The organism is Parapedobacter sp. ISTM3, from assembly GCF_016533505.1.
Taxonomy (GTDB): domain Bacteria; phylum Bacteroidota; class Bacteroidia; order Sphingobacteriales; family Sphingobacteriaceae; genus Parapedobacter; species Parapedobacter luteus.
Genome location: NZ_JAENGN010000005.1, coordinates 41,047 through 65,965, shown reverse-complemented (window position 1 = coordinate 65,965; position 24,919 = coordinate 41,047). Strand labels below are relative to the sequence as shown.

21 protein-coding genes are annotated in these 24,919 nt (G+C 49.2%); 5 read left to right on the top strand and 16 right to left on the bottom strand.

What is annotated here, in order from left to right; all coding sequences use genetic code 11:
* Positions 1–3 precede the first annotated feature (3 nt).
* Entirely contained in the window at positions 4–1,704 is a 1,701-nt protein-coding gene (locus tag JHJ32_RS08745; protein ID WP_200120735.1) for a M23 family metallopeptidase, read from the top strand.
* Between the two features lie 17 nt (positions 1,705–1,721).
* On the top strand, positions 1,722–2,183 hold the full coding sequence (bcp, locus tag JHJ32_RS08740) for a thioredoxin-dependent thiol peroxidase (RefSeq protein ID WP_200120734.1): 462 nt from the start codon (positions 1,722–1,724) through the stop codon (positions 2,181–2,183).
* Positions 2,184–2,214: 31 nt separating this feature from the next.
* Here bcp and JHJ32_RS08735 read toward each other — a convergent pair whose 3' ends face one another.
* Positions 2,215–2,853, bottom strand: coding sequence for a 4'-phosphopantetheinyl transferase superfamily protein (locus tag JHJ32_RS08735; RefSeq protein WP_079715195.1), 639 nt, complete (start codon positions 2,851–2,853; stop codon positions 2,215–2,217).
* 141 nt (positions 2,854–2,994) lie between these two features.
* On the opposite strand from JHJ32_RS08735, the gene dcd reads away from it, so the two are divergent.
* Positions 2,995–3,531, top strand: coding sequence for a dCTP deaminase (gene dcd / locus JHJ32_RS08730; protein ID WP_079715194.1), 537 nt, complete (start codon positions 2,995–2,997; stop codon positions 3,529–3,531).
* On the opposite strand, the gene prfB is transcribed toward dcd, so the two are convergent.
* A protein-coding gene (gene prfB / locus JHJ32_RS08725; protein ID WP_200120733.1) for a peptide chain release factor 2 occupies positions 3,528–4,614 on the bottom strand; the annotation gives its coding sequence in 2 pieces (ribosomal slippage) (positions 3,528–4,553 and positions 4,555–4,614; 1,086 coding nt in all). The two genes, dcd and prfB, sit on opposite strands and share 4 nt — an antisense overlap.
* Positions 4,615–4,699: 85 nt before the next feature.
* Between prfB and pgi the strand changes: the two genes are divergently transcribed.
* Together pgi and JHJ32_RS08715 are read left to right on the top strand one after the other, a co-directional pair.
* On the top strand, positions 4,700–6,349 hold the full coding sequence (gene pgi / locus JHJ32_RS08720) for a glucose-6-phosphate isomerase (protein WP_079715193.1): 1,650 nt from the start codon (positions 4,700–4,702) through the stop codon (positions 6,347–6,349).
* A gap of 1 nt (position 6,350) precedes the next feature.
* Positions 6,351–7,277 carry a phosphatase PAP2 family protein gene (locus tag JHJ32_RS08715; protein WP_079715192.1) on the top strand — a complete coding sequence of 309 codons (927 nt, stop codon included), beginning with the start codon at positions 6,351–6,353 and terminating at the stop codon, positions 7,275–7,277.
* Here the strand turns inward: JHJ32_RS08715 and JHJ32_RS08710 are convergent.
* The 14 genes from JHJ32_RS08710 to JHJ32_RS08645 all read right to left on the bottom strand — a co-directional run bounded on the left by JHJ32_RS08710 (position 7,274) and on the right by JHJ32_RS08645 (position 24,907).
* Entirely contained in the window at positions 7,274–9,613 is a 2,340-nt protein-coding gene (locus tag JHJ32_RS08710) for a hypothetical protein (RefSeq protein ID WP_200120732.1), read from the bottom strand. The genes JHJ32_RS08715 and JHJ32_RS08710 overlap by 4 nt on opposite strands.
* An 18-nt stretch (positions 9,614–9,631) precedes the next feature.
* Positions 9,632–13,255 carry a BamA/TamA family outer membrane protein gene (locus tag JHJ32_RS08705; RefSeq protein ID WP_233632566.1) on the bottom strand — a complete coding sequence of 1,208 codons (3,624 nt, stop codon included), beginning with the start codon at positions 13,253–13,255 and terminating at the stop codon, positions 9,632–9,634.
* A complete protein-coding gene (locus JHJ32_RS08700; RefSeq protein WP_200120731.1) occupies positions 13,252–14,106 on the bottom strand; it encodes an SdiA-regulated family protein in 855 nt (284 codons plus the stop codon). The genes JHJ32_RS08705 and JHJ32_RS08700 overlap by 4 nt, the downstream gene beginning before the upstream one ends.
* On the bottom strand, positions 14,099–16,144 hold the full coding sequence (ppk1, locus tag JHJ32_RS08695) for a polyphosphate kinase 1 (RefSeq protein WP_200120730.1): 2,046 nt from the start codon (positions 16,142–16,144) through the stop codon (positions 14,099–14,101). The genes JHJ32_RS08700 and ppk1 overlap by 8 nt, the downstream gene beginning before the upstream one ends.
* Positions 16,141–17,355, bottom strand: coding sequence for a Pycsar system effector family protein (locus JHJ32_RS08690; RefSeq protein ID WP_079715187.1), 1,215 nt, complete (start codon positions 17,353–17,355; stop codon positions 16,141–16,143). Before JHJ32_RS08690 ends, ppk1 begins: the two co-directional genes overlap by 4 nt.
* A gap of 177 nt (positions 17,356–17,532) precedes the next feature.
* On the bottom strand, positions 17,533–18,495 hold the full coding sequence (locus JHJ32_RS08685; RefSeq protein ID WP_200120729.1) for a helix-turn-helix domain-containing protein: 963 nt from the start codon (positions 18,493–18,495) through the stop codon (positions 17,533–17,535).
* Positions 18,485–19,123, bottom strand: coding sequence for a sterol desaturase family protein (locus JHJ32_RS08680; protein ID WP_233632565.1), 639 nt, complete (start codon positions 19,121–19,123; stop codon positions 18,485–18,487). The genes JHJ32_RS08685 and JHJ32_RS08680 overlap by 11 nt, the downstream gene beginning before the upstream one ends.
* A gap of 4 nt (positions 19,124–19,127) precedes the next feature.
* Positions 19,128–19,613 (bottom strand): DUF4833 domain-containing protein, encoded by a 486-nt coding sequence (locus JHJ32_RS08675; protein WP_176146063.1) that lies wholly within the window; start codon positions 19,611–19,613, stop codon positions 19,128–19,130.
* Positions 19,614–19,691: 78 nt separating this feature from the next.
* On the bottom strand, positions 19,692–20,588 hold the full coding sequence (locus tag JHJ32_RS08670) for a PfkB family carbohydrate kinase (RefSeq protein ID WP_200120728.1): 897 nt from the start codon (positions 20,586–20,588) through the stop codon (positions 19,692–19,694).
* Positions 20,572–21,297 carry an HAD family hydrolase gene (locus JHJ32_RS08665; protein WP_079715182.1) on the bottom strand — a complete coding sequence of 242 codons (726 nt, stop codon included), beginning with the start codon at positions 21,295–21,297 and terminating at the stop codon, positions 20,572–20,574. Before JHJ32_RS08665 ends, JHJ32_RS08670 begins: the two co-directional genes overlap by 17 nt.
* Before the next feature lies 1 nt (position 21,298).
* The gene (locus JHJ32_RS08660) at positions 21,299–22,336 is read right to left on the bottom strand and encodes a lysylphosphatidylglycerol synthase transmembrane domain-containing protein (protein ID WP_200120727.1); all 1,038 of its coding nucleotides are present in this window, start codon (positions 22,334–22,336) and stop codon (positions 21,299–21,301) included.
* Positions 22,337–22,350: 14 nt separating this feature from the next.
* A complete protein-coding gene (locus tag JHJ32_RS08655) occupies positions 22,351–23,292 on the bottom strand; it encodes a CDP-alcohol phosphatidyltransferase family protein (RefSeq protein WP_200120726.1) in 942 nt (313 codons plus the stop codon).
* A complete protein-coding gene (locus tag JHJ32_RS08650) occupies positions 23,292–24,176 on the bottom strand; it encodes a hypothetical protein (RefSeq protein ID WP_079715179.1) in 885 nt (294 codons plus the stop codon). Before JHJ32_RS08650 ends, JHJ32_RS08655 begins: the two co-directional genes overlap by 1 nt.
* Before the next feature lie 26 nt (positions 24,177–24,202).
* Entirely contained in the window at positions 24,203–24,907 is a 705-nt protein-coding gene (locus tag JHJ32_RS08645) for an NDP-sugar synthase (RefSeq protein ID WP_200120725.1), read from the bottom strand.
* Between the last annotated feature and the right edge of the window lie 12 nt (positions 24,908–24,919).

Sequence of the window (24,919 nt, the reverse complement as noted above, 5' to 3'; positions counted from 1 at the left end):
TACATGAAGGTTAACCGTTTCTTAGTTATTTGCCTGGCATTTTTCCTTGTCCATGTTTCTGTAAAGGCGCAAAACCCCATCATCAAAAACAGGGAATATCCCCAAGGCTATTTTAGAAGTCCGCTGGACATTCCGCCGCAGGCGTCGGGCACCTTTGGCGAGCTGCGCTCCACGCACTTCCATGCGGGCGACGATTACCGTACGCAGCAGCGCGTGGGTTTACCACTTTTTGCGGTAGCGGAAGGTTATGTAGCCCGCGTACGGGTACAGATCGGCGGCGGCGGCAACTCCGTTTACATCAATCATCCCAACGGCTTCACCAGTGTGTACTTGCACATGCATGAGTTTAATGCGCAACTGGCTGCGATCGTAAAAGCCAAGCAATACGAACTGCAACGTTTCGATGTAGATATATCGCTTGAAGAGGCGGTCGTACCTGTCAGAAAAGGTGACCGGATCGGCCTGGCGGGCAATACCGGCAGCTCCCAGGGGCCCCACCTGCATTTTGAAATACGTGACACCAAAACGGAAGCTCCGCTGAACCCCCAGTTGTTTGGATTGAAATTTCCGGATAACCTGGCACCGCTTATCCGGGGCATCACGGTCTATGACCTGGCTGATGAACCGTTCAGTGAGCATACGCCGAGAAGGCATCTTTCGCTGCAAAGTGCGCAGGTATTACCAGTCAACGGCCGCTTCGGCGTGGGCATCAATACGGTAGATCGGCACAACGGCACGTCTTTCAACAACGGTGTCTATTCCATTGAACTGCTGCTCGATGGCAGGCCCGTCAGTACGGTGCTGTTTGAAGAGTTGTCTTTTGCCACTTCGGGCACCATCCATTCATATATTGATTATCCGTATTATATCCTGAAAAAGACCAGGATACAAAAGAGTTTTAAGGATCCGAATAATCCCATCAACATCTTCCACTTCCTCGAAGGTGATGGCAGCATCACATTAACCGACAACCAAGAACATACACTCACTTACCGCGTTCGAGATGTACATGGCAATACCAGCACACACACGTTTAAGGTGAGGAATACGCCTTCTTATACGCCTGTGCGGCAGCGTGCGCCGGGCACGGCAATGTTTAGTTTTGATAGCGAAAATCGTTTCACCGCTGAGCATGCAGAAGTGATTATGCCGGAAAACGCCCTGTATGACCACTTGCACTTCAATTATCACCAAGGCTCGCGGCCAAAGGGCGGATACTCCATGATGCAGCACATTCATAACCGTTTTATTCCGCTCCGCGAAAGTTACGAACTGAAAATCAAACCAGATAGCACGTTGACAGACGCGCTCAAGCCCAAAGCCATCATCGTCAACGCCGAAGGCAACTCACACGGCGGTAATTTTGAGGATGGTTGGGTGCGCACAAAGACCCGTTCGTTTGGTGGTTTTTACATCGCTGTAGACACATTGCCGCCTACCATACAGCCCCAGAACATCAGTGAAAATAAAAATATGGCGGCAACAAACCGGATAAACTTCAAGATTTCAGATAACCTTTCTGGAATACAATCATTCAACGGCTATATCGACGACCAATGGGTACTGATGGAGTACGACCCCAAATCGCGATCGCTATGGCATACCTTGGAAAGCGACCTACAAAAAGGCAAACACCGCTTCCGGTTGGAAGTCGTTGACTGGAAAGACAACAAACAGGTCTATGAAGTAAATTTTATCAGGTAACCGAGAAAATTCTGACAATGGCAAAACTGAAAATAGGCGATAAAGCCCCCGCAATCACCGCAAAGAACCAACATGGCGAAATCATATCACTGCATGATTTCAAAGGAAAAAAAGTCATTCTATATTTTTATCCAAAAGACAATACACCGGGCTGCACCGCGGAGGCCTGCAACTTCCGGGATAATTATCAATCCCTGCAAGCCGAAGGGTTTGAAGTCATCGGCGTGAGCACAAACACTGAACGTTCGCATCGTAATTTCGCCAACAAATTCAACCTTCCCTTCAACCTGTTGGTGGATACCGACCAGGAAATTGTGAATGCTTACGGTGTCTGGGGCGAAAAAATGCTCTTCGGAAGATCGTACATGGGCACATTACGTACTACCTTCGTGATAGATGAACAAGGCATTATCACGCATATTATTGACAAAGTAGACAACGAAAATGCTTCCGGACAGGTCCGGGCGTTGCTAACTTAGCAATTGTTGCAAGACAGCGGACTGAAAACGATTAATTTTCCGTGACATAACCCAGCATGTACTCCTGGAACTTTTCATAATACACCTTGAACCGCTCCTGGCGATGCGGTGCGTCCAAGTCGAGAAACAACACACCCTGATCCTGAAAATCAAACGGGCGGATGGTCATGTTGTCTTTGAATGACACGCCTTTGTTGCCTTGTAGCTTATAGACGGCTTCCTTAGCACACCAACAGGCATATAGTTTTTCGATTCCCGTTCTTCCGATGGCTTCAAGCTCATTCGGCTTCATGAATTTGTCTGCTATGCGCAGGATCTTAGGCTTTACAAGCTCCAAATCTATCCCCACCTCCCCGTTGTCGCTCATCATCACCGCAGCATAGTCAAAGGAATGCGTAAGCGAGATCCGCTGCGGGAAATTTGCGAGATAAGGTTTGCCGTTCTCGTCCGATGGGCAGTCGATATATCCGGGAGTATCCAGCATTTTACGCAGTAAGACACGCGTGGCCAGCCAATGCAGGGTCCGCTTGCCTTTGTTCAGCCGGCTTAAAACCGCTTTTTCACGGGCACCCAATTGCAACCTGCCGATAAGATCTTCAGCAGGTTCTTCAATACGCCAAATAGCAAACCGCACATTATTATCCAACTCACGCAGGTATACCAGAGCCATAATTCAAAATTAGCTATTTATTGCCGATAGTCCTTAAAATTCTAATTCATTAATGTATTTTTGCCCACTGCGTTTATCTCGACGGCGATACGTAAGCAACGTGTATGATGCCGGAGGTTTCGCTGTCATGTCTAAAAGAAAATGATTTTATCTGACAAACGTATACTCGAAGAAATTGAACGTGGCTCCATTATTATTGAGCCTTTCCGCAGAGAGTGCCTGGGCACCAATTCGTATGACGTTCACCTGGGCAAATACCTTGCTACCTACAAAGACCGGGTACTTGATGCAAAAAAACATAACGAAATCGTACATTTTGAAATCCCCAAGACAGGCTTTGTATTGGAACCCAACACCTTGTATCTGGGGGTTACGCTCGAATATACGGAGACACACAACCATGTGCCTTTCCTTGAGGGCAAGTCCAGCACCGGCCGGTTGGGCATCGATATCCATGCCACGGCAGGCAAAGGCGATGTCGGATTCTGCAACACATGGACCCTCGAGATATCGGTGGCGCAGCCTGTACGAATATACGTAGGCATGCCCATCGGGCAGTTGATTTATTTTGCCGTGGAAGGCGATATCGAGACCTTCTACAATAGCAAAGCGAATGCGAAGTACAACAACAAGACCACCCGCCCTGTGGAAAGCATGATGTGGAAGAACGAGTTTTAATTCCCCCCAAATTCCATCAGGTAAGCCTTCAGGAATTCGTCGATTTCGCCGTCTAACACCGCCTGCGTATTGGACGTCTCTACGTTTGTCCGCAGGTCCTTCACCAGCTTATACGGATGCAGGACGTAGTTGCGGATTTGCGAACCCCACTCTATTTTCTTCTTGCTGCCTTCTATCGCTGCCGCTGCTTCCTGCCGTTTGCGCATTTCAATTTCATAGAGCTGCGACTTCAATAACCGCAATGCGTTTTCTTTATTCTGCAGTTGTGAGCGTGATTCTTGATTCTTGATGATAATGCCGGTGGGTTTGTGGTGGAGGCGCACAGCGGTTTCCACTTTGTTTACGTTTTGTCCGCCAGCCCCGCCTGAACGAAACGTATCCCACTCCACGTCGGCGTCTTTCACCTCAATTTCGATGTTGTCATCGACCAACGGATATACATACACGGAGGCAAAAGAAGTGTGCCGCTTAGCGTTGGAGTCAAAAGGTGATATCCGGACCAGCCGATGCACGCCGTTTTCGCCTTTGAGGTAACCATAAGCAAAGTCCCCGGAAAACTGCAAGGTCACACTTTTAATCCCCGCTACGTCTCCCTCTTGATAATCTTGCTCAGTCACTTTATAGCCGTTGCTTTCGCCCCACATGATATACATCCGCATCAGCATGCCGGCCCAATCGCAGCTTTCTGTACCTCCCGCACCGGCAGTGATTTGCAAAACGGCATCCAATTGATCCTCTTCAGCACTGAGCATGTTTTTAAACTCCAATTCCTCCACCTTGTGTAGTGCCACATCGTATTGTTCTCGCAGATCGGCTTCGGAGGCATCGCCCGCCTGGAAAAATTCAAACATTACCACGGCGTCATCAACAGCAGCAGCTACCTCATCGAAGTGATCGGTCCATACTTTCTTGCTTTTGATGGATTGCAGCGTCTTTTCGGCCGCCTTGGAATCGTCCCAAAAATTGGGCTGGAGGGTTATCGCTTGTTCGTTTTCTATTTCCTCTTTTCGCGCATCGATGTCAAAGATGCCTCCTTAGGGAAGCTGTTCTATCCCTCAAGTCTTGAATCTGTTCTTTGGTCATGGCGCAAAGGTAAGGAATTTATGCCATCACATTACCCCCACTTAATGCAAAAACCCTTAACTTCGCAACAACAAAAAATACAACGATGCTACCCCGTATAAATTTTACAGAAACAGCCGCATACAAATACCTCAGCAACCATTACATCGATATTGCGCCACAGCACCTCCGCGATTTGTTTGCAGAAGACCCAAAACGGTTTGACAAATTTTCTATTGCATTTGGTGATATTCTCTTTGACTATTCAAAAAACAGGATAAACGACACCACCAAAGCGCTGCTGCTTCAGCTTGCCCGGGAATGCAAATTGGACGAAGCAATTGACGCCATGTTTTCAGGCAACGCCATTAATGAAACCGAGAACCGGGCGGTATTGCATACTGCACTACGCAACCAGGGCGACACACCCATTGTGGTAGACGGGAAAGATATCATGCCTGAAGTACGAAGTGTATTGGCCAAGATGAAAACGTTTTCAGAACGCATCATCAGCGGCACGTGGAAAGGCTATACGGGGAAACCGATTGCCGATGTGGTCAATATCGGTATCGGGGGATCAGATCTGGGACCCGTGATGGTAACCGAGGCTCTCAAACCTTACAAAAACCACCTCAACATCCACTTCGTCTCCAACGTCGATGGTACCCACATTGCCGAAACACTCAAGCGGCTCAATCCGGAGACGACACTTTTCCTGATAGCCTCCAAAACATTTACCACGCAAGAAACCATGGCCAATGCCCATACGGCCCGGCAGTGGTTCTTAGCTGGTGGGGCTGCTGAAGATGATATTGCCAAGCATTTCGCGGCATTGTCTACCAACAGCCAGGCCGTGGCGGCATTCGGTATCGACACGCAAAACATGTTTGAATTTTGGGATTGGGTAGGCGGGCGCTACTCCTTGTGGAGCGCTATCGGCCTGTCCATCGTACTGAGTATTGGTTTCGAGCATTTTGAACAGCTCCTTGGGGGCGCCTATGCCACCGATGAACATTTCCGCCGCACACCGCTGGAAGAAAACATCCCCGTCATCATGGCATTGCTCGGCATTTGGTATAATAATTTCTTCGATGCGGAGACACAAGCCATCCTGCCCTATGACCAATACCTGCACCGGTTTGCTGCCTATTTTCAACAGGGCGACATGGAAAGCAACGGCAAATACGTAGATCGCAACGGAAATGCGGTAGCTTACCAAACGGGGCCCATCATCTGGGGCGAACCGGGCACGAATGGCCAACATGCATTCTATCAACTCATCCATCAAGGAACCAAGCTTATTCCCTGCGATTTTATCGCCCCGGCACAAACCCATAATCCTATCGGCGAACACCACACGTTGTTATTGTCTAATTTCTTTGCGCAGACTGAAGCGCTCATGAATGGAAAAGACGAACAAGCTGTAGTGGCTGAGCTGAAAGCTTCCGGCACATCCGACTCGGCCATTGAACGGCTGAAGGCTTTCAAAGTATTTGAAGGCAACCGGCCAAGCAATTCCTTCCTGATCAAGAAAATCACACCGTATACGCTCGGATCACTCATTGCACTCTATGAGCATAAAATATTCGTGCAAGGGGTTATCTGGAACATCTTCAGCTTCGACCAGTGGGGAGTCGAACTTGGCAAGCAATTGGCTGGAAAAATCCTTCCCGAATTGCGGACTGCCGACGCTATCGCTACGCACGACGCTTCTACCAACGGACTGATCAATCAGTATAAAAAGTGGAAAGCGTAGCATGAGGCGACTATCCGTTATCCGGAGGCTTAGCATCCGAGGGCCAGTGGCTATCCGTATATGGCTTGGCCTCGCCGCGATTGTGGTTGTTTCGAGTACACCTGCCGACGCTTCGCCCGTTGCCGGCCGACACGCGCACCGCACGGATTCGGTACACCGTGATACCGCCACGTTCCTCGCCGGAGTCGCTCAAGATTTTTTACGATTTGGGGACGGATTCCTTTATACGTTGGCATCTCCGGTAAAATGGAGGGGCAACGATTGGCTGAAAGTTGGCGGGGTAATTGCGGGTACGGCGTTAACGACGTTGGCGGACAAGCCTGTCAGAAACTTTTGGCTGGATCAAGACTCCAAACTACTCGATGGCATCGAACGTGCGGGCTTCCACTACGGGAAACCGTACGCCGCATTTTACCTGATGGGAGGCTTCTACCTGACCGGGCTGGCCATCAAAAGTGAGTGGGCCCGGGAGACGGCCATGGTCCTGGGTGCTGCATACCTCACCAGCGGCGCTGTTCAGTCCTTCATGAAAACCGCCTTTGGGCGGGCAAGACCGGCCACCGAAGTAGGTCCATGGGCGTTCAAGCCCTGGTCGCCTGAAGCAGCTTATCATTCATTCCCATCAGGGCACATCCAAATCGCGATGGTCAGTGCTGTTGTACTAGCAGAGCGCGTCGAACAGCCCTGGCTGAAAGGCGTCTTTTATTCTACCGCCGGCGTGACACTTATCAGCCGGATGTATTCGGACTCCCATTGGCTTTCGGACCTTGCCTTTGGGGGAGCCATTTCTTATTTCAGTGCCAAGGCCGTGCTTAAACGGATGGAACAGACCAAATCTGGCGATCACATGTTCAGGCGGAAGAAAAAGGAAATCACATGGAACTTTACGCCCACGTTCAATGGCTTTGCACTCGTTGGCACACTCTAGCGAAGCACAACGGGCAGCCTTATTGCATGGAGTCCGTTGACGCCCTGCAATTCGTCGAGCTCCAAGTATTCGATCGTCCTGCCCAGTAGTCCGTTTTGCTGCAATGTTTCGATATGATGGAGGTAGTCGTGCAGTGATTCTTCATGCCAGTAAATCAATGTGATTTTCCCCGGCTGCGTCACGCGCTCGGACGTGCCCTTTACCAATGCTTTATCAATCCGTTTTTTGACAACATGGTACCTGATGTTATAGGCTCCTTCCACATCAAATCGGCGTTCATCCTCGCGGAAACTAATATCGATCGCTGCATTATTGATAAAGATAAGCTGGGTAGTTTCCAATGCTATAGGCCGTGCTCCTGCCAGCCGGTGAGTTCCCTGTGCAATGGCCGCCATCGTCTCCAATTGCAAATACTTTATCGCCGACAATTTTTCTTCTTGAAAGGGAATATGAGGCGCGATTGACTGGCCGATGTAACAGTCGAACTCGATGCCATCCGTCCTGAATTTTTCGAAATAGCTGGGATAAATGGTTTGCAGCCTGTTGTTGAAAGCCTCGAGGTGCTGATTGATTTCCTGATTGATTGTTTTTACGGCCGCCTCAAATGCACGCCGATGCTGATGTGCTAATCCGACAGCGGGGTTCATTTGGTACTCGTAGTCCGAAATAATTTCGGCAAGCCTTCCATCTTTCTGTTTCAGCTCGTCGAACACCGTCTTGATGTCTCCGTTCTGAAAATCCGATATCGCCACCTGGCTATAATCCAGTTGGCTATCGTTAAGCCCGGCTTTCAAGCGGCTGAACGTTGCCATTAGCGAATGGGGAAGCGGATGAATCGCTTCCAGACGCAGTAAGGCGGTCCCCAAGGCGTCCATCTGCCACATGAGGTCAGCAAGAAGGGCATAATTACGCTTCAACGTGCTGTTGCGAATATCCACTGCCCCATATATCGGATATACACGATTGAAACGTATCTCAACATGGCCGAAAGGCATGCTGCTTGTTGGGCCGTAGTCGGCATCCGCCTGTAAATAGCGCCAAGCCGCTTCATTAAATTTCCACTGCACCGCAGGCTGAATAGCGGTGAACCGCTTCTTGATAATGCGGTCTAGCTTATTCTTGAAATCCACACAAACATCATTTGCAAACTGCGACAGCAACGGGATAGCGACCCGCAGGCGCGGCAATTCGTGCTTGCTGATTTGGAAACCTTGTTCTGTATACACTTCCAGCAATCCTACCACATCCTGGTTGTAGAAAAGCGGGATGACCGCCAAGCTATCCAACCCCGATTGTGCAGCCAAATCTGCCAGAGGCTCCGAAACCAGAGGCAAGCCGGCATCCACCCGGTAAGTGACCGGATAAGGGTCTTCCAGGTAACCCAGCCATTCCCTACGCAAGTGTTCGTCTACCGCCACCCCCTTAATAAATCGATATAACACGCTGTTTTCCGCCAATTGGTGATGGAGCAATGGTCTGCCATTGAGTTTCAAAACTGGGCTGATGCCGATCTTTAAGTTCGCATTGCCCGTCAATAGCTTCAAATTGTTTTCTATTGCCTCGTGGTACCGATGATAGTCATAATCACCACCCACAATGACAATATTTTTCAATTTATCGACCACATACTCATGCGTGATATCCTCCAAGGAAACGATGGAAAATCCCTCGATGCGGAAATTATTCAGATCCAGCAGGCTGTCCAAATCGCTTTCCCGCACTTCAGTAATCTTCTTGCGCCGGAGTGCTTGATAATTAATGGGGGGCAGCTGCCCCTTCGCTGTCACCTGCACAAACGTATTATCAAGCCGAACCGCGTAATACCGAGGCAATTCCGTAGCATCGTCCTGAAACGTGTATATCAGATTATCCAAACCTACATCCCCAAAGCGGTACAATCGCTCCATGATAAGCTGATAAACCATTAACCGGCTTACATCCTTACCATTGATTGCGTTTATCTTATCCATCACCTGACAGGCCCGTTTTTCTTGTTTCAGAAGCTGATAAAATGCGTCGGTGCCGTAAAAAACCTTGCCGGAGGGAGACACCAACCCCCATAATGCCTGCGTTTCATCAGTAAGCAGCGGTACGAGCAGGTTATATACAAAGTCCAGCTCTTTGCCGAATTTTGAGATGTTTTGTTCGTTGATCGAGCCATGTAGCTGCTGCGCTTTCCGGAAACGGTTAAGTACAAAGGCAAATACTTCCTGCCTACTTGTATGAGTTTCGCAACGCTGTGTTAAGTGGGTAAAGAAATGATCGAACGACAAAATACGTTCGGGCTCCGAAGCATGTTGCCAGCCGTCAAAGATATCGAGTAGTTGTACTTGCATCGCAAACAATAACGGTTTTTAAAACCTAAAGCCTATACCGAAATAAGGGTACCAACCTTCCCTCGAATGGCCTACCACAACTTGTAAAACTGCTATATTTGCAGCAATGTAATACAGCCCGCCTCCGGTTCCCTGGTGAATACGGTCACTTTGTCTTGCATCAGACCATACTTTACCGATGTCATAAAACGCCATCATGCCCAATTCGCCCGGAAGAATATAATTGCCGACATAAGCTACCCGCGCCCGCAACTCCAAATTATTGAACAAGCTATGGTCTCCAGCGAAGCGGTATTGACGAAACCCCCGCAAATTTCCTTGGCCACCTAAAAACTGTGATTGGTAAAATGCGGGGTTACCGAACGTCATCCCCCCACCTATCCGGTTTGAAATGACCACCGCGTCCTGTGCCATACCGGCATAAACGGCCATCTCGGCATTCGCCTGCATATAGGATTTTGCGTGGTCATTGACGCCGCCATAAGCGCCCACCTTGACCTGAAAAAAGCCGCCCCTGCTCGGTCGTAGTTTACTGTTGCGGTTATCTTTCATGAAATTAGCCGAAAGCCCTACATGCCCTTTGTCTTCCTGAACAACGAGGCTGTCGTAAGTATGCACGGCTCCTGGCTGCACAATCAGGCGGCCTTCGTTTCCGCCAGCCGCAAACCGGTACCATTGCAGGCTTGGTCCGATGGCAAATGTCGTGGTCGCGTTCGGATTCCACTGTAAATGCGGTTCCAATGTGTACAACTCAAAACGAGTCCGGTAATACCGCATGTCGCGCTCGTCCCTATCGTATTCCGATGCATTGCCTAAGCCGAAATAATTCTGGGTCTGCGGAATGAGTGCGTGTGCTTCTATCACAGCATCGGCTTTGCCGACTACCGTTTTCCAATGCCCTCGGTAGTGCACGCGGAGTGCCCCGGTGGCAAAAGCGCCGGACAATAGAAATTGCTGTGTGTGGTTGAACGGTTCTTTCCTGAAGCCCCGTTGATGGGTATACTTAAATCCCGCCCCCACCAGCAACCCATCATCTGCGTTGTATCCCGCGCTGAGCAGCGGCGCCCACACGTTGTACAAATTTACCGGTATGAATGCAGTATGCATACTGTCTGTGCTGTAATGCGCCGTGTAGTGCATCGATGACGGTGAGAACGACGAATGTGTCCCCTGGTCGTAGATCGGCACCTTCCGCTTTGCAGACCGAATATCATAGAATTTATTGCCCACGCCACCAATCAAGCGGACGGCAATAGGCGATTCTTTGATTGCTACCTGCACGCTGTCGTCTCCCGCGGCCAAGTACACCCGGATTTCTTTGGTAAATTCTGGCGGATATACTTTCTCCATCAATTTGCGCTTTACTTCCCCTTCTTTGTTGATCTTCCGTACCGTCACCTGCAAGGATTGCCCCGGAGCATCTTCAATGTCTACTTGTTCGTGCTTATTACTCAATTTGACGTCCACGATGCGATTGATAAATTGGTAGTACCGGTCCATTGCGGTTGGCAGTGCATCACGCCGCGCTTTTAGTATTTGCAGGAGTTCGTCATGGCGCAAGTCATAAACCGATTTAGGCAACTGCCTAACGCCCGCTTCCAGCACGCTGTCCGTCATCGCCCTCACAAAATCATCCACCTCGGCCATCCACTCCTCGTATGTGAACTGATTTTTGGGATGAGCGTTCAAAAAATCGGACTTGCGCAAGCTGTAATTTACCCGCCGGATTTCCGGGGTGAAGCCTTGGATAAGCGGCAGGGCAAAAGGCATGGACACGATGGTGGGCAATAGTCCCTCCATTTTGCGTAGCGCTTGGTCTCGGTCGCGGGGGACACCCAAATAATCACGATCGGCTCCCTTTTTTCCTTTATTCTCGTCGACCCAACGCCATTGGTCGCCATGACGGTCCCAGTCATTGACCAACAAATCCAACATGCGGGCACGCAGGAAGGTCTTTGCTTTATAGACGTCATCATTGTCGTTATTCACGCGCCGTACCATTTTCACGGTGTTATCCGAATCGCCCAACGGCTCGCGTTCTTCGAGTAAGCACAATGTATTTGCAAATATTTCGTTATAATGGCCAAGCAGCGTATCAGGCGCGACCAGGCCGATTATTGGGTGCGTATGCGGTACACGGGCCGCATCTGCCAATGGAGGAAAAATCAGGGCTGAGTAAGGATGTTGCGCACTATTTGCGTCGTCCAAAAAGTCATGGGCGACCGTATGGTGCAGTGCTTCAGGAAGCAATGCATCGGCCTGCTTGTTGACTGAGCGCAACACCCATTCTTTACCCGTGGAGTCTACCAGGCGGAGGGACACCGTCTGCATACCCCCACCGCGTTTGACAGGCCTCAGGCCTCCATGCAATGCTGACAGCCGAAGCACAGGTACCTCGGCCTCTGCCGCCCACTCTTTCCGATAATTTTCGCCGAACAACATACGGTGGAATGTGCTAACCTGGTCATACTTGACGTTTGCTTGCACGGTCACGCTATCTTTGCCCTGGGCAGGATCGCCCGCTTGATCGACAAACGGCAAGATGGTCCTGCGCGGTATGCGGTAGCTGTATACCTCGTTCACCGCATCATCGGCATACGTATAGTAGGTCACTTGGCTGCTTCGGTCTGTCAGGTAGTCGATCACCACAAACCCCTGTGCAGGGTGTGCGAATAGCGCGTGTGCACCCCGCTTGGTGAAGGAATCTTTTGCGCCGGCTCCGCTCACGACCTGGTAAAAATCTCCGTCTTTGATAAACTGCAACCCGTGATCATGGCCAGCGACATGGATGACATTGGCGTATTGTGCCGTCACTGCGGTGACCGCGTCAATCAACGCCTGGTAACGGGGATGAGGGATGTCCTCCGGATTCAACAGCACCGTCCTGCGCAATAACGGGTACAACGAACCGACACCCGGCAAAGGAATGTATAGCCCTTTATTCAGTAAGGTCAGGGGAAAAAGATGATCTTTCCACGAATAATATCCCCCGTGCACGCCATAAGAACGCAACGGATGGTGGATGGCCAAGAAAATCGTCTTATCCTGGTTGTCGTAAAACAGTTCCTGCAACTTTTCCGTTACCTGTGCCTCGGTTTCGCACTCACAATCCGCATCACCACTGTAACGTTCATAAGGGAATAACCACCATTCGCTATCAAAGGTAATAATCGCCAAGCTATCCGAAAGATCGATCACCTGTGGGTCGGGACAACCATTTGGTGGCAGTAGCTTCAACAATGAATCGTGTTGGCTAGCCAAGAATTGGCCCTGCGCCCTAATTTTCGCGAGTCCGTGCTTCCCCATCCTATCCCAATCGTGGTTACCGGGAATGAAATACGTCGGCGCCCCCTTTGCCCGCATGGGTGCAAACTGCGACCGCAGTATATCCTGGGCCTTGGCAGCGTCTTCGCTGCCTGGCAACCCCATGCCACGGGGATAAATATTATCCCCCAAAAATACAGCTGTTGTTTTTCCCGGCACTATCAAATCCGCAGCCCGCAACACAACCGCCTCTTGCTCATGATTGATCTCACCGGCATCGCCGATGAAGATGATACGACGTGAAATATCCTGCGTGAATCCCGAAGCGGAGAACAACACGACAGAAAAAACAACTATCAACCATTTTTGTACCATCATGAGCTGAACTGAAACTTAAAAATAGTTGCCCGATTCCCTTTCTTTCCCTTTTCGTTGCTGATATACAGATTGCGGTTTGCATCGAAGGCTATTCCTTCCGGCTGCGTATATATTTTTGGATCCAAGCGGTGAGCGCTTGTTACATGCCATTGCTCATCCAGTATGACGAGCAGTTTATTAATGGACGCGATGACAAACCATTGGCGCGTAAACGGGTTCCAAGCCATGGCAGACGGCTGAAAGGATTTTCCCTTTAGCGGCACCAGCTGCTCAATCTGATCGAAGTGGATAGCGAATGTAAATCGCTGGCTCAATGCACCATCCTGCCCAAACCGAAAGGCATAGCCTGTTGCAGCCAATCGCTTTTTATCTTCCTTGCAGTTTTTGCAAAGTACATATAACAGGCTATCATGAGGAGTGGCGGCTAAGCTTTCATACTCACCAGCCGGAAACGGTGTCTTCCACTCCTCGGAAGTCAGCTCCGTTCTATGTTTTTCGGCTAACGAGAAGCGATAGAGGCTGCCATCGCTGCGCAAAATAACCACTTTTTCATGAAGCACGGCGATATCCTCGTAATCACCTGGTTTACCAAATTTCGTCCGCTTGGGCTTTTGGTCGCCCCATGTGAAATAAAACAGCTCGCCATCTTCGTCTTGCTGTGCATAAATGGTATCTGGATCGCCTTCCTTAAATGAAATACCCGATATCTCATCGAGCGCCTTCGTGAGTTCAAAGACCTCGGGATTACCCAAATCGTACCCGGTTGGATTATTTGCGTAATCGGCACGTCGGGCTTGGCCACAACTGACGCCTATGACCAGCAATGCCATTAATAAATGTCGTTTACTCATGGGTTTCTACGGTTTTGCCACAAAAAAAATCTTCCGTTGCCAGCTGCGCTTGCAGTAGATTAGGCGTAGCAGGTAGTCTATTTATCCCATTTTCATCCAGCACGACAGCCGAGGCATTATCCGCGCATTGAAAATCGACAACTTGCTTGATGACGTGTTTGACCTCCTCATCGTATACCGGAAAACAAACCTCTATCCGGCTCTGCATGCTTCGGTTCATCCAATCGGCAGATCCTAAGTATACGAGCGCCCGTCCACCATTGTTAAATATAAAAATGCGGGCATGTTCCAGGTATCGCCCTACAATACGCCGTACAGTAATCCGTTCGCTGAGTCCATGTACCCCGGGCCTCAATCGGCAGATCCCCCGGATGATCAGCGTAACGGTTACTCCCGCCTGGCTGGCTTCATACAATTTGTCAATTAATTCCTCTTCTTCCAGATTGTTCAATTTGATGATTATCGAAGCGGGAAATCCACGGATTGCCTGATCAATCTCCGCATCGATAAGGCGCATGAATCCGCTCTTAAGATTGAACCTGGCGACAAGCAGGTGTCCGAATTTCGACGCGTCGACATCTTCTTTACGTGGCATTTGACGCATTTCCAGGAAGTTGAACAGTTGGTTAAGTTCGGCCAGTAGAGCTTGATTCCCGGTTAGCAAAAAATGATCGGCATAAACCTTGGCGGTATTTTCGTTCAGGTTACCGGTAGCCAGCAATCCCAAGAAATACGGCTTTCCGGTACTTTTTTTAATCAGCGCGACCTTGGCATGTACCTTCAGGCCCGGTATACTATAAATCATATTAATCCCCGCGTCCTGCAACCGCCTGGCCCATTTGATATTGTTTTCTTCGTCAAACCGGGCCTTTAGTTCAACAAAGACTGTTACGGCTTTCCCATTTCTTGCTGCCGTGATCAAGGCGTGCAATATCCGTGAATCAGCGGCGACTCGATAAATCGTCGTTTTGATTTCGAGCACATCTGCATCGATTGCTGCTTCATTGAAAAACCGTACAATAGGGTCAAAAGACTCATAGGGTGTGCTGATTAAAATATCACGGCCGCTGATCTCTTCGTGTAATGTCCGGTTGTCCGTTGGCACCACCTGGGCAGGCGACCGCGCCGGATACATCAGGCGCGGCAGTTTAATCGGAAAGTCCATCAAGTCCTTCAGGTTATGGTATGGACCTCCCTTCGTCTTATTTACTTTCTTTAACGAAAACACCTTCATCAATCTGGAAAGACATGCTTTTGGGATATCGGGTTGGTACAACAGGCGGGTAGCCAACCCAAAATCCCGCTTTCGAATTTGACGTTCAATCCGTTCGACCACATCATCACCTAAGCCATCATCGAGCGGAATATCGGCATCACGGGTGATTTTGAAACTGTATATGCCTTCGACACGTTCGCGCCCAAATAGCCGGGGGATCTCCTGCTTGATGATGTCATCGATAAACAGCACGTGGTGAACACCTTCCCGTTGTACGGTGTAAAACCTTGGAATCCGATGCGAAGGAATACTAACGATGACCATGTTTACTTCCTCTTTAATGAACACGGCCAAATACAGGCGGTTATTCAACGGAAAGAAGTCCGGATCTTCGTTTAGGCGATTTACTTCCAAAAACGTCGCGATCGTTGAAAAAAAATAGTGCCTCGCCTGTGATACCATCACCGTTGGTATTGGCTCGTTATACCATAGCTTAACGCCTTCGGTAGCGAGTTTCGGCAAGATTTGATGCTGCAGCAATTGACCAAACCATTGCTGCTGCAGGCGGATCACCCGTTTTGCCTCCTTCACTGCCGTTGTGTCTGCTGATATCGTGGCCGGATGCAGCTGTTGCTTACCTAATTTTTTCAGTGCAGCCAGCACAGGCATCCGTACCCGATAAAATTCATCCAAATTGGAAGAAAAGATGCCGACAAATTTCAGTCGTTCCAACAGGGGTACGTACGCGCGGGCTGCTTCATCCAGTACGCGACCATTGAATCGCAGCCAACTCAAATCTCGGTGGATGTATTTAGGTATCATCGGGTCATCCAATACATATCAAGGACGTCATGTGCGACACTGGCCAACAGAAACGTCAGCACCGAAATAATCATTCCGTACATAAAAATATTATACGCCAGCCGCAACAAACGGTATTTCCTTCCCAGCACAACCCCTTGTGAATATACATCCCTCGTAAGCGTCCCATATAAAAAATCGCGATCTTCCATAACTTTCTTCATTCCTGACGCGTATTCATCAAGGCCCATTTTATAAAAATTACCGAAGAAAAGTAGATTGACCGCTTTTTTATCGACATCATCTTGACTGAACATGCCTCCCGGAATTTTGGGCCGTGTGGCCAATATGGCTACCACAATGGTCGACAAGCTAACCAAGAGCAACACGAATGTCGGGGCAGCGAGGTGTTCGGCGTCTTCGAGTTTCCTCACCAGCAGCGCTATCACCACCGAAAGGATAATCGAATTGACGGTCAGCAGAATATTAGCCTTGTTATCGGCCATATCGCTGAGCCGCTGGTTATTTGTCGATGTCACCCGAAACATTGTTTCGATCCCACGGTCGGGCCGATTGTTTTGCTGCTTCTTTTTCTTTTTTCCACCGTCTTTTGCAACAGCCATGGCTGGCAACACCGACGCCTCCGCTGCCTGTTGTTCTTTTAGAAATTCGATATTCTTTTGCTTTTTTTCGTTTAGGCGTTGTTGGGCGTAAGTGGTGTGGTACTTGTGGCTTTCCATCAACGACAATGTTTGGCCACACCAGTCTTGTTCTAAACACCCATCGCCAGTCCGTTCTTTTAGCATCAAATCGTTCCGCTCGCGGAAATTATCACCACCTAAATGGAATAGATCCGCATCACTGACAATCTCCTCCAATAGATTTTTGGGCCTTTGGGGCAAACGGGTCGCATAGATGCAATCTTTCACGGCCTCAATAATTGGCTGCTCTACGCCATAGTTAGTTAAAAAATCGGCGGCTAGCTCCGCACCACGCTTCTCATGTTCAGTCGCGCCGCCGCTAAAATACCCCAAGTCATGAAAATAAGCGGCGATTAATACGACAAACCGATCGCGCGCTGAAAGGCGATAGTGATCAGCCATCACCGTCGCCGCCTTCACGACGTCCTCGGTATGCGCAAGGTTATGAAAACAATAGCCATGGCCCTCCTGCTTGGCCATATATGCCTTCACCCAATGGTCAGCATCCGTTAAAACTGCGTTGTAGTCCATGCCGCATTTTTTCTACCAAACTTAGGTAAATTCTTTTAATGTACGTATAGCCGCCTGCATATTAAAGGAGTTGCTACGCGACAGTGTTTCTTCGTAGGTGCTTTTGTTTGCGGGACGGCAGCTGCGCAGGTTTTCGGATGCGCAGCTTCTCAACCGTGTGATCACATACAGCGTACCCTATGGCGCGCCTTCCAACGTCCCCCTACTTTCACGATAGGCCTTGGGCGATATCCCTACCATCCTTTTAAAGTACTTTCCAAAAAAAGACTGATCACTGAAATTCAGCATATCCGACACCTGCGCAATGGTTAACGACGGCGTGGCCAACAGGATCTTGGCTTCATTGATAACAAACGTTTCAATCACCTTGGTGGCCGTCGCGCCTCCCAATTCCTTTACCACTTCAGACAAGTACTTCGGTGTCACAAAGAGCCTATCCGCATAGTAGGTGAGATCCCGGTGTTGCCTAAAGTACTTTTTCGCCAATCGGTAGAAACTTAGAAATAGTTGCTTTTTACGTGAGGAAGTATGGGGCAATGGCTCGGCATAGGTCGTGGCCAACGCGCCGAGTTCGTACATGAATACGCTGAACATTCCCATCAGGAGATCCCTGCCAAAGGTCCGTTCTTCGACACGGTTCAGGTAATATGCTAAGCTATCAATGACGTGCTTGAGGTGAGTAGCCTCCTCCTTGGAGAGGCTCCACATGGGCTTAAATTCGGACGTAAAGTAATACTGGACATAGTCAAAAAAGTACTCCGGAATATTTAGCTTGATGGGCAGATCAGCACTAAACGCTACCAATTGGATGACTGCCGTGCTTTTGATGTGCGTAACGGACTTAGAAGCATCCGGCAAGGCAATGATCACGTCGTTTTCGCGGAATGTAAATTGTTCCAAATCGATTTGCAAAGTTGTCTCGCCTTCCAAAAGAAGCGCCACGCAAAAAATGTCCGAGCGTGTTTCAAGCGAATAAATAGCCTCCTTGAGGTAAGGCGATTGCTTATTATGGTCAAAGGTAGCTACCGCAATGTCATATTTGCGGATACTATCAACGATATAATGACGGATATCCTGGAAGCAGTCATTCAGCCAGTGGTCCGTCCCGGCCTTCTTCGCCAATGCAGCATCACTCATCATCCGCCCCTTTCTGTTTGAAACCTGTACCAAAAATACTATCCCAAAACGATGAACTTACACCGAAGCCCTTTTCCGGGTCCGAATAGTGATGCAACATGTGGTGCTGTTTTATCTTTTTCCAGATGCCGCCCTTGAAGTTCGCATGATGGATAGCATAATGGGTCATATCATAGAAAAGATAGCCCAGGATGAAGCCAGGGAAGAAGGCGTTCATCACATAGCCACTAAAAAACAGCCTGAACAGGAAATAAATGATGATCGCCATCGGAATACTCGCTGACGGCGGCATGACCAGCCGCAGCCTGTCTTTGGGGTAGTCGTGATGTACACCATGGAAAATAAAATGGACGCGCTCCATAAATTTGCCTCTCGGTTCGAAATGGAAGACAAAACGATGGAGCAAATACTCCGAAATGGTCCACACAGCAAGCCCCAGCAGGAAATAACCGATGAAATGCCCTATCGGCATATTTTCCAATGCCAGTGCTCGCCATGAAAAGTACACCATCACAGGAATGTAAATAAACAAGGGCACACTAAAATGCACTTTGGTCAACGACTCCAGGAAATCATTTTTGAACATCCGGGTTGACTCCGTACTGTTTGAAACAAAATTCCGCTTTGCCATAGCTTCATGGTTTTATTTGTTCGACCTTGGCCTTACCCTGACGATTGACGCCTTCTATCTGCACGTACAGCACGTTGGGGCTGAATAAGCTGCCGCCGTCGATACGTACATAAATACGTTTCAGCACGCACATTTCGCCGGCTATGCGTGTCTGCACATGATATCCCGACGGCCCTTTGCGCAGATATAAGGGCAACTTATCGTAGGCAACTGACCTGAATTCAATTTCATTTGCTGTCACTTTTTTTACCTTTATCCCATAGGCAAACACCCGCTGGATATAATTTAAGTCCTGCCGCCTGCCGTCATCCGCGTACCGCATCCAAAAAATGTCCAACGGCTTACTTTTATCCAGCTTTCCCTGGCTGTCTGTATTCAGTGTATAGCAAACGGTATTAGCATTGGGATCGCGTTGGATATAAAACATCAGGTTATCGATCCCTTCGGGTACAGGGAATATGGTGGTATCTGCGGTGCTTGCTGCAGGCATAGGGCCAGCCCACGCGCAATATGGCAGCACGATGAAAGCCAACCAAACTATATATTTCTTAATCAACAGCATACTTCGCTAGTCAATGATGGAACCTACTTCGTTGCACCAAGCCTGCACGTCGGCCGGAGATCCCACGAAGGGGCCGTGCCGATGCGTTTTCAACGCGGCCATGGCCGCGGCAAACCGCCCGGCCTCACAACAATTTGCTCCTTTTAGTTTGCTATAGAGGTAACCCGCCATGAACGTGTCGCCGCAACCGGTAGTATCCAGCGGCGAACGCACAAAAAAGGCAGGAATAAAATGGCTTTGCCCTTTGGTATGGACAATGGCACCATTGCTACCTAAGGTAATGATAATCTCCTCGATACCAAACTTTTCCAGGTATCTGATGCAATCCTTGATACGTTTTGCGCCGGTGAGCAATCGCGCTTCTTCATAATTTGCCTTCAGCGTGGTTACCAAGGGTAAAATCGTGTCTGCGTGTTCCCATCGTTCATGCACGACCTGCACCCCCTCTACCCGGCGGATACAGCCCTGGACGTCCAACGATACCTTACCCTGCTTGGCCGCCCAACGCACCAAATCATCGGATATATCACCAGCGAGCAGGGGACCAAAATGATACCAAGAGGCCGTTATTGCCGATACATCGTCAAGTCGCAACGGATCGCCCTGGCTCAGCACCCGCTGCTTCCGGTAGTCGCGATTAGCGCTGTATTCGTTTTCGAAAAAATGGGAGTACCGCCCACGCGCAATGACCCACCCTTCGCCTTTAAAATCATATTCATCAAACACATCACTATCGTCTTGGGCAAATGATGTTGCTACAGACAACGACACGTCAAACGTCTTCAAAGCCGAAGAAAAGTAATACGCCGTTCCGCCTGGCATCACATGTACACTCTCCGGTGTAATCACCCGATCGACTGTAGCATGGCCGATACAGCAGATATCGTTATGCAGTTTTTCCATTGCCGTTCATTTGGTCTAAAGCACTAAGCAATTTGGCGAGATCATTGATTTCAGCATCCACAATCTGATATTCGTCAAGACCCGACTCTTCCCATCCTTCTACATTCAGCCAAACGGTCCTGCATCCCGCCCGCTTTGCAGGAATCATGTCCTTCTCGTAAGAGTCGCCTATCGCGAGGCATTCCGTTGGTGCATAGCCGAGGGCATCAACGCCCAACCGATAAATCTGGGCGTCGGGTTTCCGTACGCCCACCACTGCGGATTCGACGACATTATCAAAGAAATGCAGGATACCGAAATCAGCCAACACCGTCTTAAGGTTTCCGTAAAAATTGGATACGATGACCATGCGATAAGATCCCCGCAGCTTATTGAGTATTAATTCGGCCAGATGCACCGTATTGCGCGCTATATCTTCACACATTAATGCGATATCCGGAATGCGGCCCCGCTCTACAACCGCTCCATTAGCTTCCAGGTAATCAAATTGCTGTTCCAGTTTAAGTGATATGACGTCCAAGAACGTATGTTCCGGTTTGATAATCGGATTTATCGCAAGCATGCGTTCGCCGTACACGTAGGCCTTTGAAAACAAACGCCTATCGATACCGACATGATGCGTCTGATACGCCTCCCAAATGACGGCAGCCCAATGCCGCCCGTTGGTATCCAACGTCCCTCCGTAGTCGAAAAGCAACCCTTTTATCATACTATTTTTCGTTTATACTGTTGTCGGCCAACGCCAGTGCGGGCACTTTACTCATTTTTTTGGTAGGCCCCATAAGTGCCAACCCGATGAATATCCAGATGATTTCGCGAATGCGAGTGACAATGCCGATAAAAATACCGGCACTCCCCGCCATCCCGACAGCCTGCAGTGCCAAGGCCAGCCCACCCTCCCGGGTGCCCAGTTGCATCGGGAAAAAGAACAGCACATTGGCAAACAGCGACGAAGCAGAACTGACGACTAACGCTTCTCCCATGCTCATGCCCAATCCGATAGCCTTGGCCGTAAAATAAATCTCTGCGCAGCCGACTATCCGCGCCGCAAACTCCCAAGCCAGTGATCGGTAGAAGCTCGCCCGGCGTTGGCTATATAACGTGATAATATGCCGGTCGATTTCCTGCAATACGCTCGCCTGTCCTATCGCAAACCGGTTAACTCGCTGGCCAATCAACGGCCACCGCCCCAATTGGCGGAGGATACTCATGGTAAAACCTTTTTTGTATACCTTCGAAAACCCGATACACAAGCCGCCGCCGATCATAAGGATAACCACACTGCAACTTATCAGCAGCGCATTCCAAGGTAAAAGAAAAATGATGAGCAGGATGGAAAGCAGCCAAAAGACAATATGCGAAAACATATGCATGAGGCTGTATAACAATACGGACGAGGACGCTTTAGCCGTTCCAAGGGCGGGCTTCAATTCCATAATACGGTAAGGCTCGCCTCCCAGCGCCACAAACGGCGTAACGTAATTGATTGCATAACCACTTATGGTAAGCCGCAGGATGCGCAGGAATGGCAAATGCGTATCCCGCTTGCCACGTTCGGAGATGATGGCCCGGAATCCCAGCGCGTTCATCACGTAGATGACAAGCCAACTGCCTATAATCGGGATAAACCATACACCGGTCTTCCGAATGTTTTCCCAAATCACCCCAAGCCCCAGCTGATAGACCATGTAACCCATCGTAGCTAAGCCGATGAGCAGGAATACCATTTTATACCGTTTGGAGTTCATACTTTTTTATTATCCTATTGAATCAGCTGATGATAAAAATGCTTACTTACTTTTTCCTGGCGGCGGCACATATAGACAAGGATGGGATTGAGCACAAAGATGTCAAACACAAAATACAACCAAACCTGATCGATAAACAGCCATAGGAAGAGAAAAATCACACGCGTATTGAACTGTACAATATTGGTGTATTTCATCAAAGGTTTATTCATTGCTCGGAAAGCCGTTACTAGACCGGTCGGCAAATCATCCTTGAAACGAGCCTTCACTTCGTTCAGCAGCCGTTGCAAATTCGGCGACAATCGCTCCTGCATTCGGGTATAGCCTAAGTAACCGTTCAACACAAACTTGTCAAAGAAATGCCGGGACCAGCTCAGCCTATCATATTCCCGCTGCAAGTCCGCACTATTGTCCAGTTCACTACCCGCTTTGCCCTTGATGAAATAGAGGTGCACATTCCGGTAATAGTCGGCCATGGCCGATTGGAATACATGCGATATACCAGCCAGCACGCCCGGCACCCAAATCCAAGTCGACCAACCCGCATCCATCAGGCGCAAGCACAATGCGATGTGGATGGCTGCAAACCAGAAATCACCGGCAAAACCGTCCAAGATACGCCCAAACCGGCTTTTGTTATTCGTTAGCCGGGCCAATTGCCCATCGGCACTGTCAAGGGAGTTAGCGAACACGAGCAAAAGCATCCCGATGACATTGACCCACAATACGGGATAATAAAATAATATGCCCGCAGCCACGCCAAAAAAAATGCTTGTAATGGTCACCGCATTGGGAGTAATCCCAAGTTTCGCACAAACCGTTGCAATACGCAACCCAATGGGCCGGTAAAACCAGATATCGATCCGCTCTTCGGTATCATTAGATTTCAGTGAGGCTTCGAACCTATCCGGCTTTGCCACTTCTCCGTTTTTATTGTCTACCAATGTATCTTCCATTATTGTCTTACTTTGATTTCGTCTGCGGTATACGCCGCCACCAGCAGGCTTGTGATGGCTTGCGCCGCTTCTTCGCGACAGGGGGCAAAACTTGGCCAGTCATTAAGGTCGATCACATGAAACGTTCCGTCCCTGCCGATAATGGCATCGCCACCGTAAATATGCACACCCAGGTTTTCAGCAGACTTTGTTGCAGTTTGCTTCAACAATGCCTCATCAAATGGATAGTATGAAGACTTGCCATTGATTTCTGCATACAACTCATATTTATGATGGTTGTGATCATAAGGGTAAAACCAATAAAAAAAGTCCGTGCCCCGCACCCCATAGAATTTAACCAAATCTCCCGGCAAGTGCTCGGAAACCACTACACTGGCAATACCCCGCAAGGCATATTCGCCGACAATGTGTTCGGCTTCTTCCCGCGAAGCCACAAACGACACATCTTCTTTGTGAATCGCATGGAAATCCCCCCGTTTGATCCATACACCCTGGCTTCCCATCTCATCATAGATGTGGCCAATAGGTTCCTTGGTAGACAAGAAAAAGCTCCGTGGGTAAGGGATTCCGCCTTGTATCAGACCATTGACCATATTGGTCCGGTAACAACGCTCGACCCCGAAAGCCGAATTATAAACCTTTAGACCACGCAACTCATCCGCTTTCAGACAGGCAACCAGATCTTTATTCCGTCCCATGGAGAAGATACCAACCGTCTCCCGCTTCTTTTCTTCGCAATACGCCCGCTCGCTACATACCGATACATCAAAATCGTGGTCCAGCAATTGGTTAACCACCAACTCAAAAATAAAACGATCGTTGCCAATATGATTGGGCGAAAAAAGGTTATCGCGTTTAATACCGATAATATGGGGTTTTGACATGAATAACAATAATGAATAAATAAAAATCAATCCGTTAAAATAAATGCTTCCGCTTTGCCGATATCGGCCACGTGATCCACATCGATGATTTTCTTAAACGGGAACGCAGACACCGCCAGGCCCTCGTCAATAAGTGCCCTTTGGAAATTGCGCATCCGCGACACACCTGTGGCGACAACCGATTGGACGACGTCAAGTGCCCGCTCCCTGAAGCAGTATATCCCTCCGGAAGCATAAAGCTGCCCCGGCGATGGTGTATCGGAAAACGAAATAATGCGTTGCGACTCATCCGTCATGACATACAGCGGGCTTTCGTCATCAATATACGCCGTTACGGCCATTAAGGCATCCAACGAACTGTCCTGCTGGAATGCATTGATATAGCGTTCAAACTCATTGCCCTGAAACACCGTATCTGTCGTCGCCAAGCAACACTCCCGGATGTAGGGATAGTGATGCAGCAATTCATAAAAGCTATGCAACGAACTGGGCGTGCTTTTTTCCATCACACGTACAGGAACGGTGAAGTCCGCCCGCTGAAGATGATCGGATAACGCCGGGGACTCTTCATTGATAATGACGTGAACAGATGCCGCTCCCGCCGATGTAAATTGACCGATAAGCCGATCAATCAAGGGCACCCCACCGATGGGAACCATTGGTTTCGGTAGCTGCCATCCTTCCGACTTCAATCGGGACCCCTCTCCCGCTGCTATAATCGCATAGTCCATCCTTTGCATACT

What these genes read in the sequence shown, in the direction of transcription:
- JHJ32_RS08745 (WP_200120735.1), top strand. Translation starts at nt 4, where the DNA reads ATGAAGGTTAACCGTTTCTTAGTTATTTGCCTGGCATTTTTCCTTGTC.
- bcp (WP_200120734.1), top strand. Translation starts at nt 1,722, where the DNA reads ATGGCAAAACTGAAAATAGGCGATAAAGCCCCCGCAATCACCGCAAAG.
- JHJ32_RS08735 (WP_079715195.1), bottom strand. Translation starts at nt 2,853, where the DNA reads ATGGCTCTGGTATACCTGCGTGAGTTGGATAATAATGTGCGGTTTGCT.
- dcd (WP_079715194.1), top strand. Translation starts at nt 2,995, where the DNA reads ATGATTTTATCTGACAAACGTATACTCGAAGAAATTGAACGTGGCTCC.
- pgi (WP_079715193.1), top strand. Translation starts at nt 4,700, where the DNA reads ATGCTACCCCGTATAAATTTTACAGAAACAGCCGCATACAAATACCTC.
- JHJ32_RS08715 (WP_079715192.1), top strand. Translation starts at nt 6,351, where the DNA reads ATGAGGCGACTATCCGTTATCCGGAGGCTTAGCATCCGAGGGCCAGTG.
- JHJ32_RS08710 (WP_200120732.1), bottom strand. Translation starts at nt 9,613, where the DNA reads ATGCAAGTACAACTACTCGATATCTTTGACGGCTGGCAACATGCTTCG.
- JHJ32_RS08705 (WP_233632566.1), bottom strand. Translation starts at nt 13,255, where the DNA reads ATGATGGTACAAAAATGGTTGATAGTTGTTTTTTCTGTCGTGTTGTTC.
- JHJ32_RS08700 (WP_200120731.1), bottom strand. Translation starts at nt 14,106, where the DNA reads ATGAGTAAACGACATTTATTAATGGCATTGCTGGTCATAGGCGTCAGT.
- ppk1 (WP_200120730.1), bottom strand. Translation starts at nt 16,144, where the DNA reads ATGATACCTAAATACATCCACCGAGATTTGAGTTGGCTGCGATTCAAT.
- JHJ32_RS08690 (WP_079715187.1), bottom strand. Translation starts at nt 17,355, where the DNA reads ATGGACTACAACGCAGTTTTAACGGATGCTGACCATTGGGTGAAGGCA.
- JHJ32_RS08685 (WP_200120729.1), bottom strand. Translation starts at nt 18,495, where the DNA reads ATGATGAGTGATGCTGCATTGGCGAAGAAGGCCGGGACGGACCACTGG.
- JHJ32_RS08680 (WP_233632565.1), bottom strand. Translation starts at nt 19,123, where the DNA reads ATGGCAAAGCGGAATTTTGTTTCAAACAGTACGGAGTCAACCCGGATG.
- JHJ32_RS08675 (WP_176146063.1), bottom strand. Translation starts at nt 19,613, where the DNA reads ATGCCTGCAGCAAGCACCGCAGATACCACCATATTCCCTGTACCCGAA.
- JHJ32_RS08670 (WP_200120728.1), bottom strand. Translation starts at nt 20,588, where the DNA reads ATGGAAAAACTGCATAACGATATCTGCTGTATCGGCCATGCTACAGTC.
- JHJ32_RS08665 (WP_079715182.1), bottom strand. Translation starts at nt 21,297, where the DNA reads ATGATAAAAGGGTTGCTTTTCGACTACGGAGGGACGTTGGATACCAAC.
- JHJ32_RS08660 (WP_200120727.1), bottom strand. Translation starts at nt 22,336, where the DNA reads ATGAACTCCAAACGGTATAAAATGGTATTCCTGCTCATCGGCTTAGCT.
- JHJ32_RS08655 (WP_200120726.1), bottom strand. Translation starts at nt 23,292, where the DNA reads ATGGAAGATACATTGGTAGACAATAAAAACGGAGAAGTGGCAAAGCCG.
- JHJ32_RS08650 (WP_079715179.1), bottom strand. Translation starts at nt 24,176, where the DNA reads ATGTCAAAACCCCATATTATCGGTATTAAACGCGATAACCTTTTTTCG.
- JHJ32_RS08645 (WP_200120725.1), bottom strand. Translation starts at nt 24,907, where the DNA reads ATGGACTATGCGATTATAGCAGCGGGAGAGGGGTCCCGATTGAAGTCG.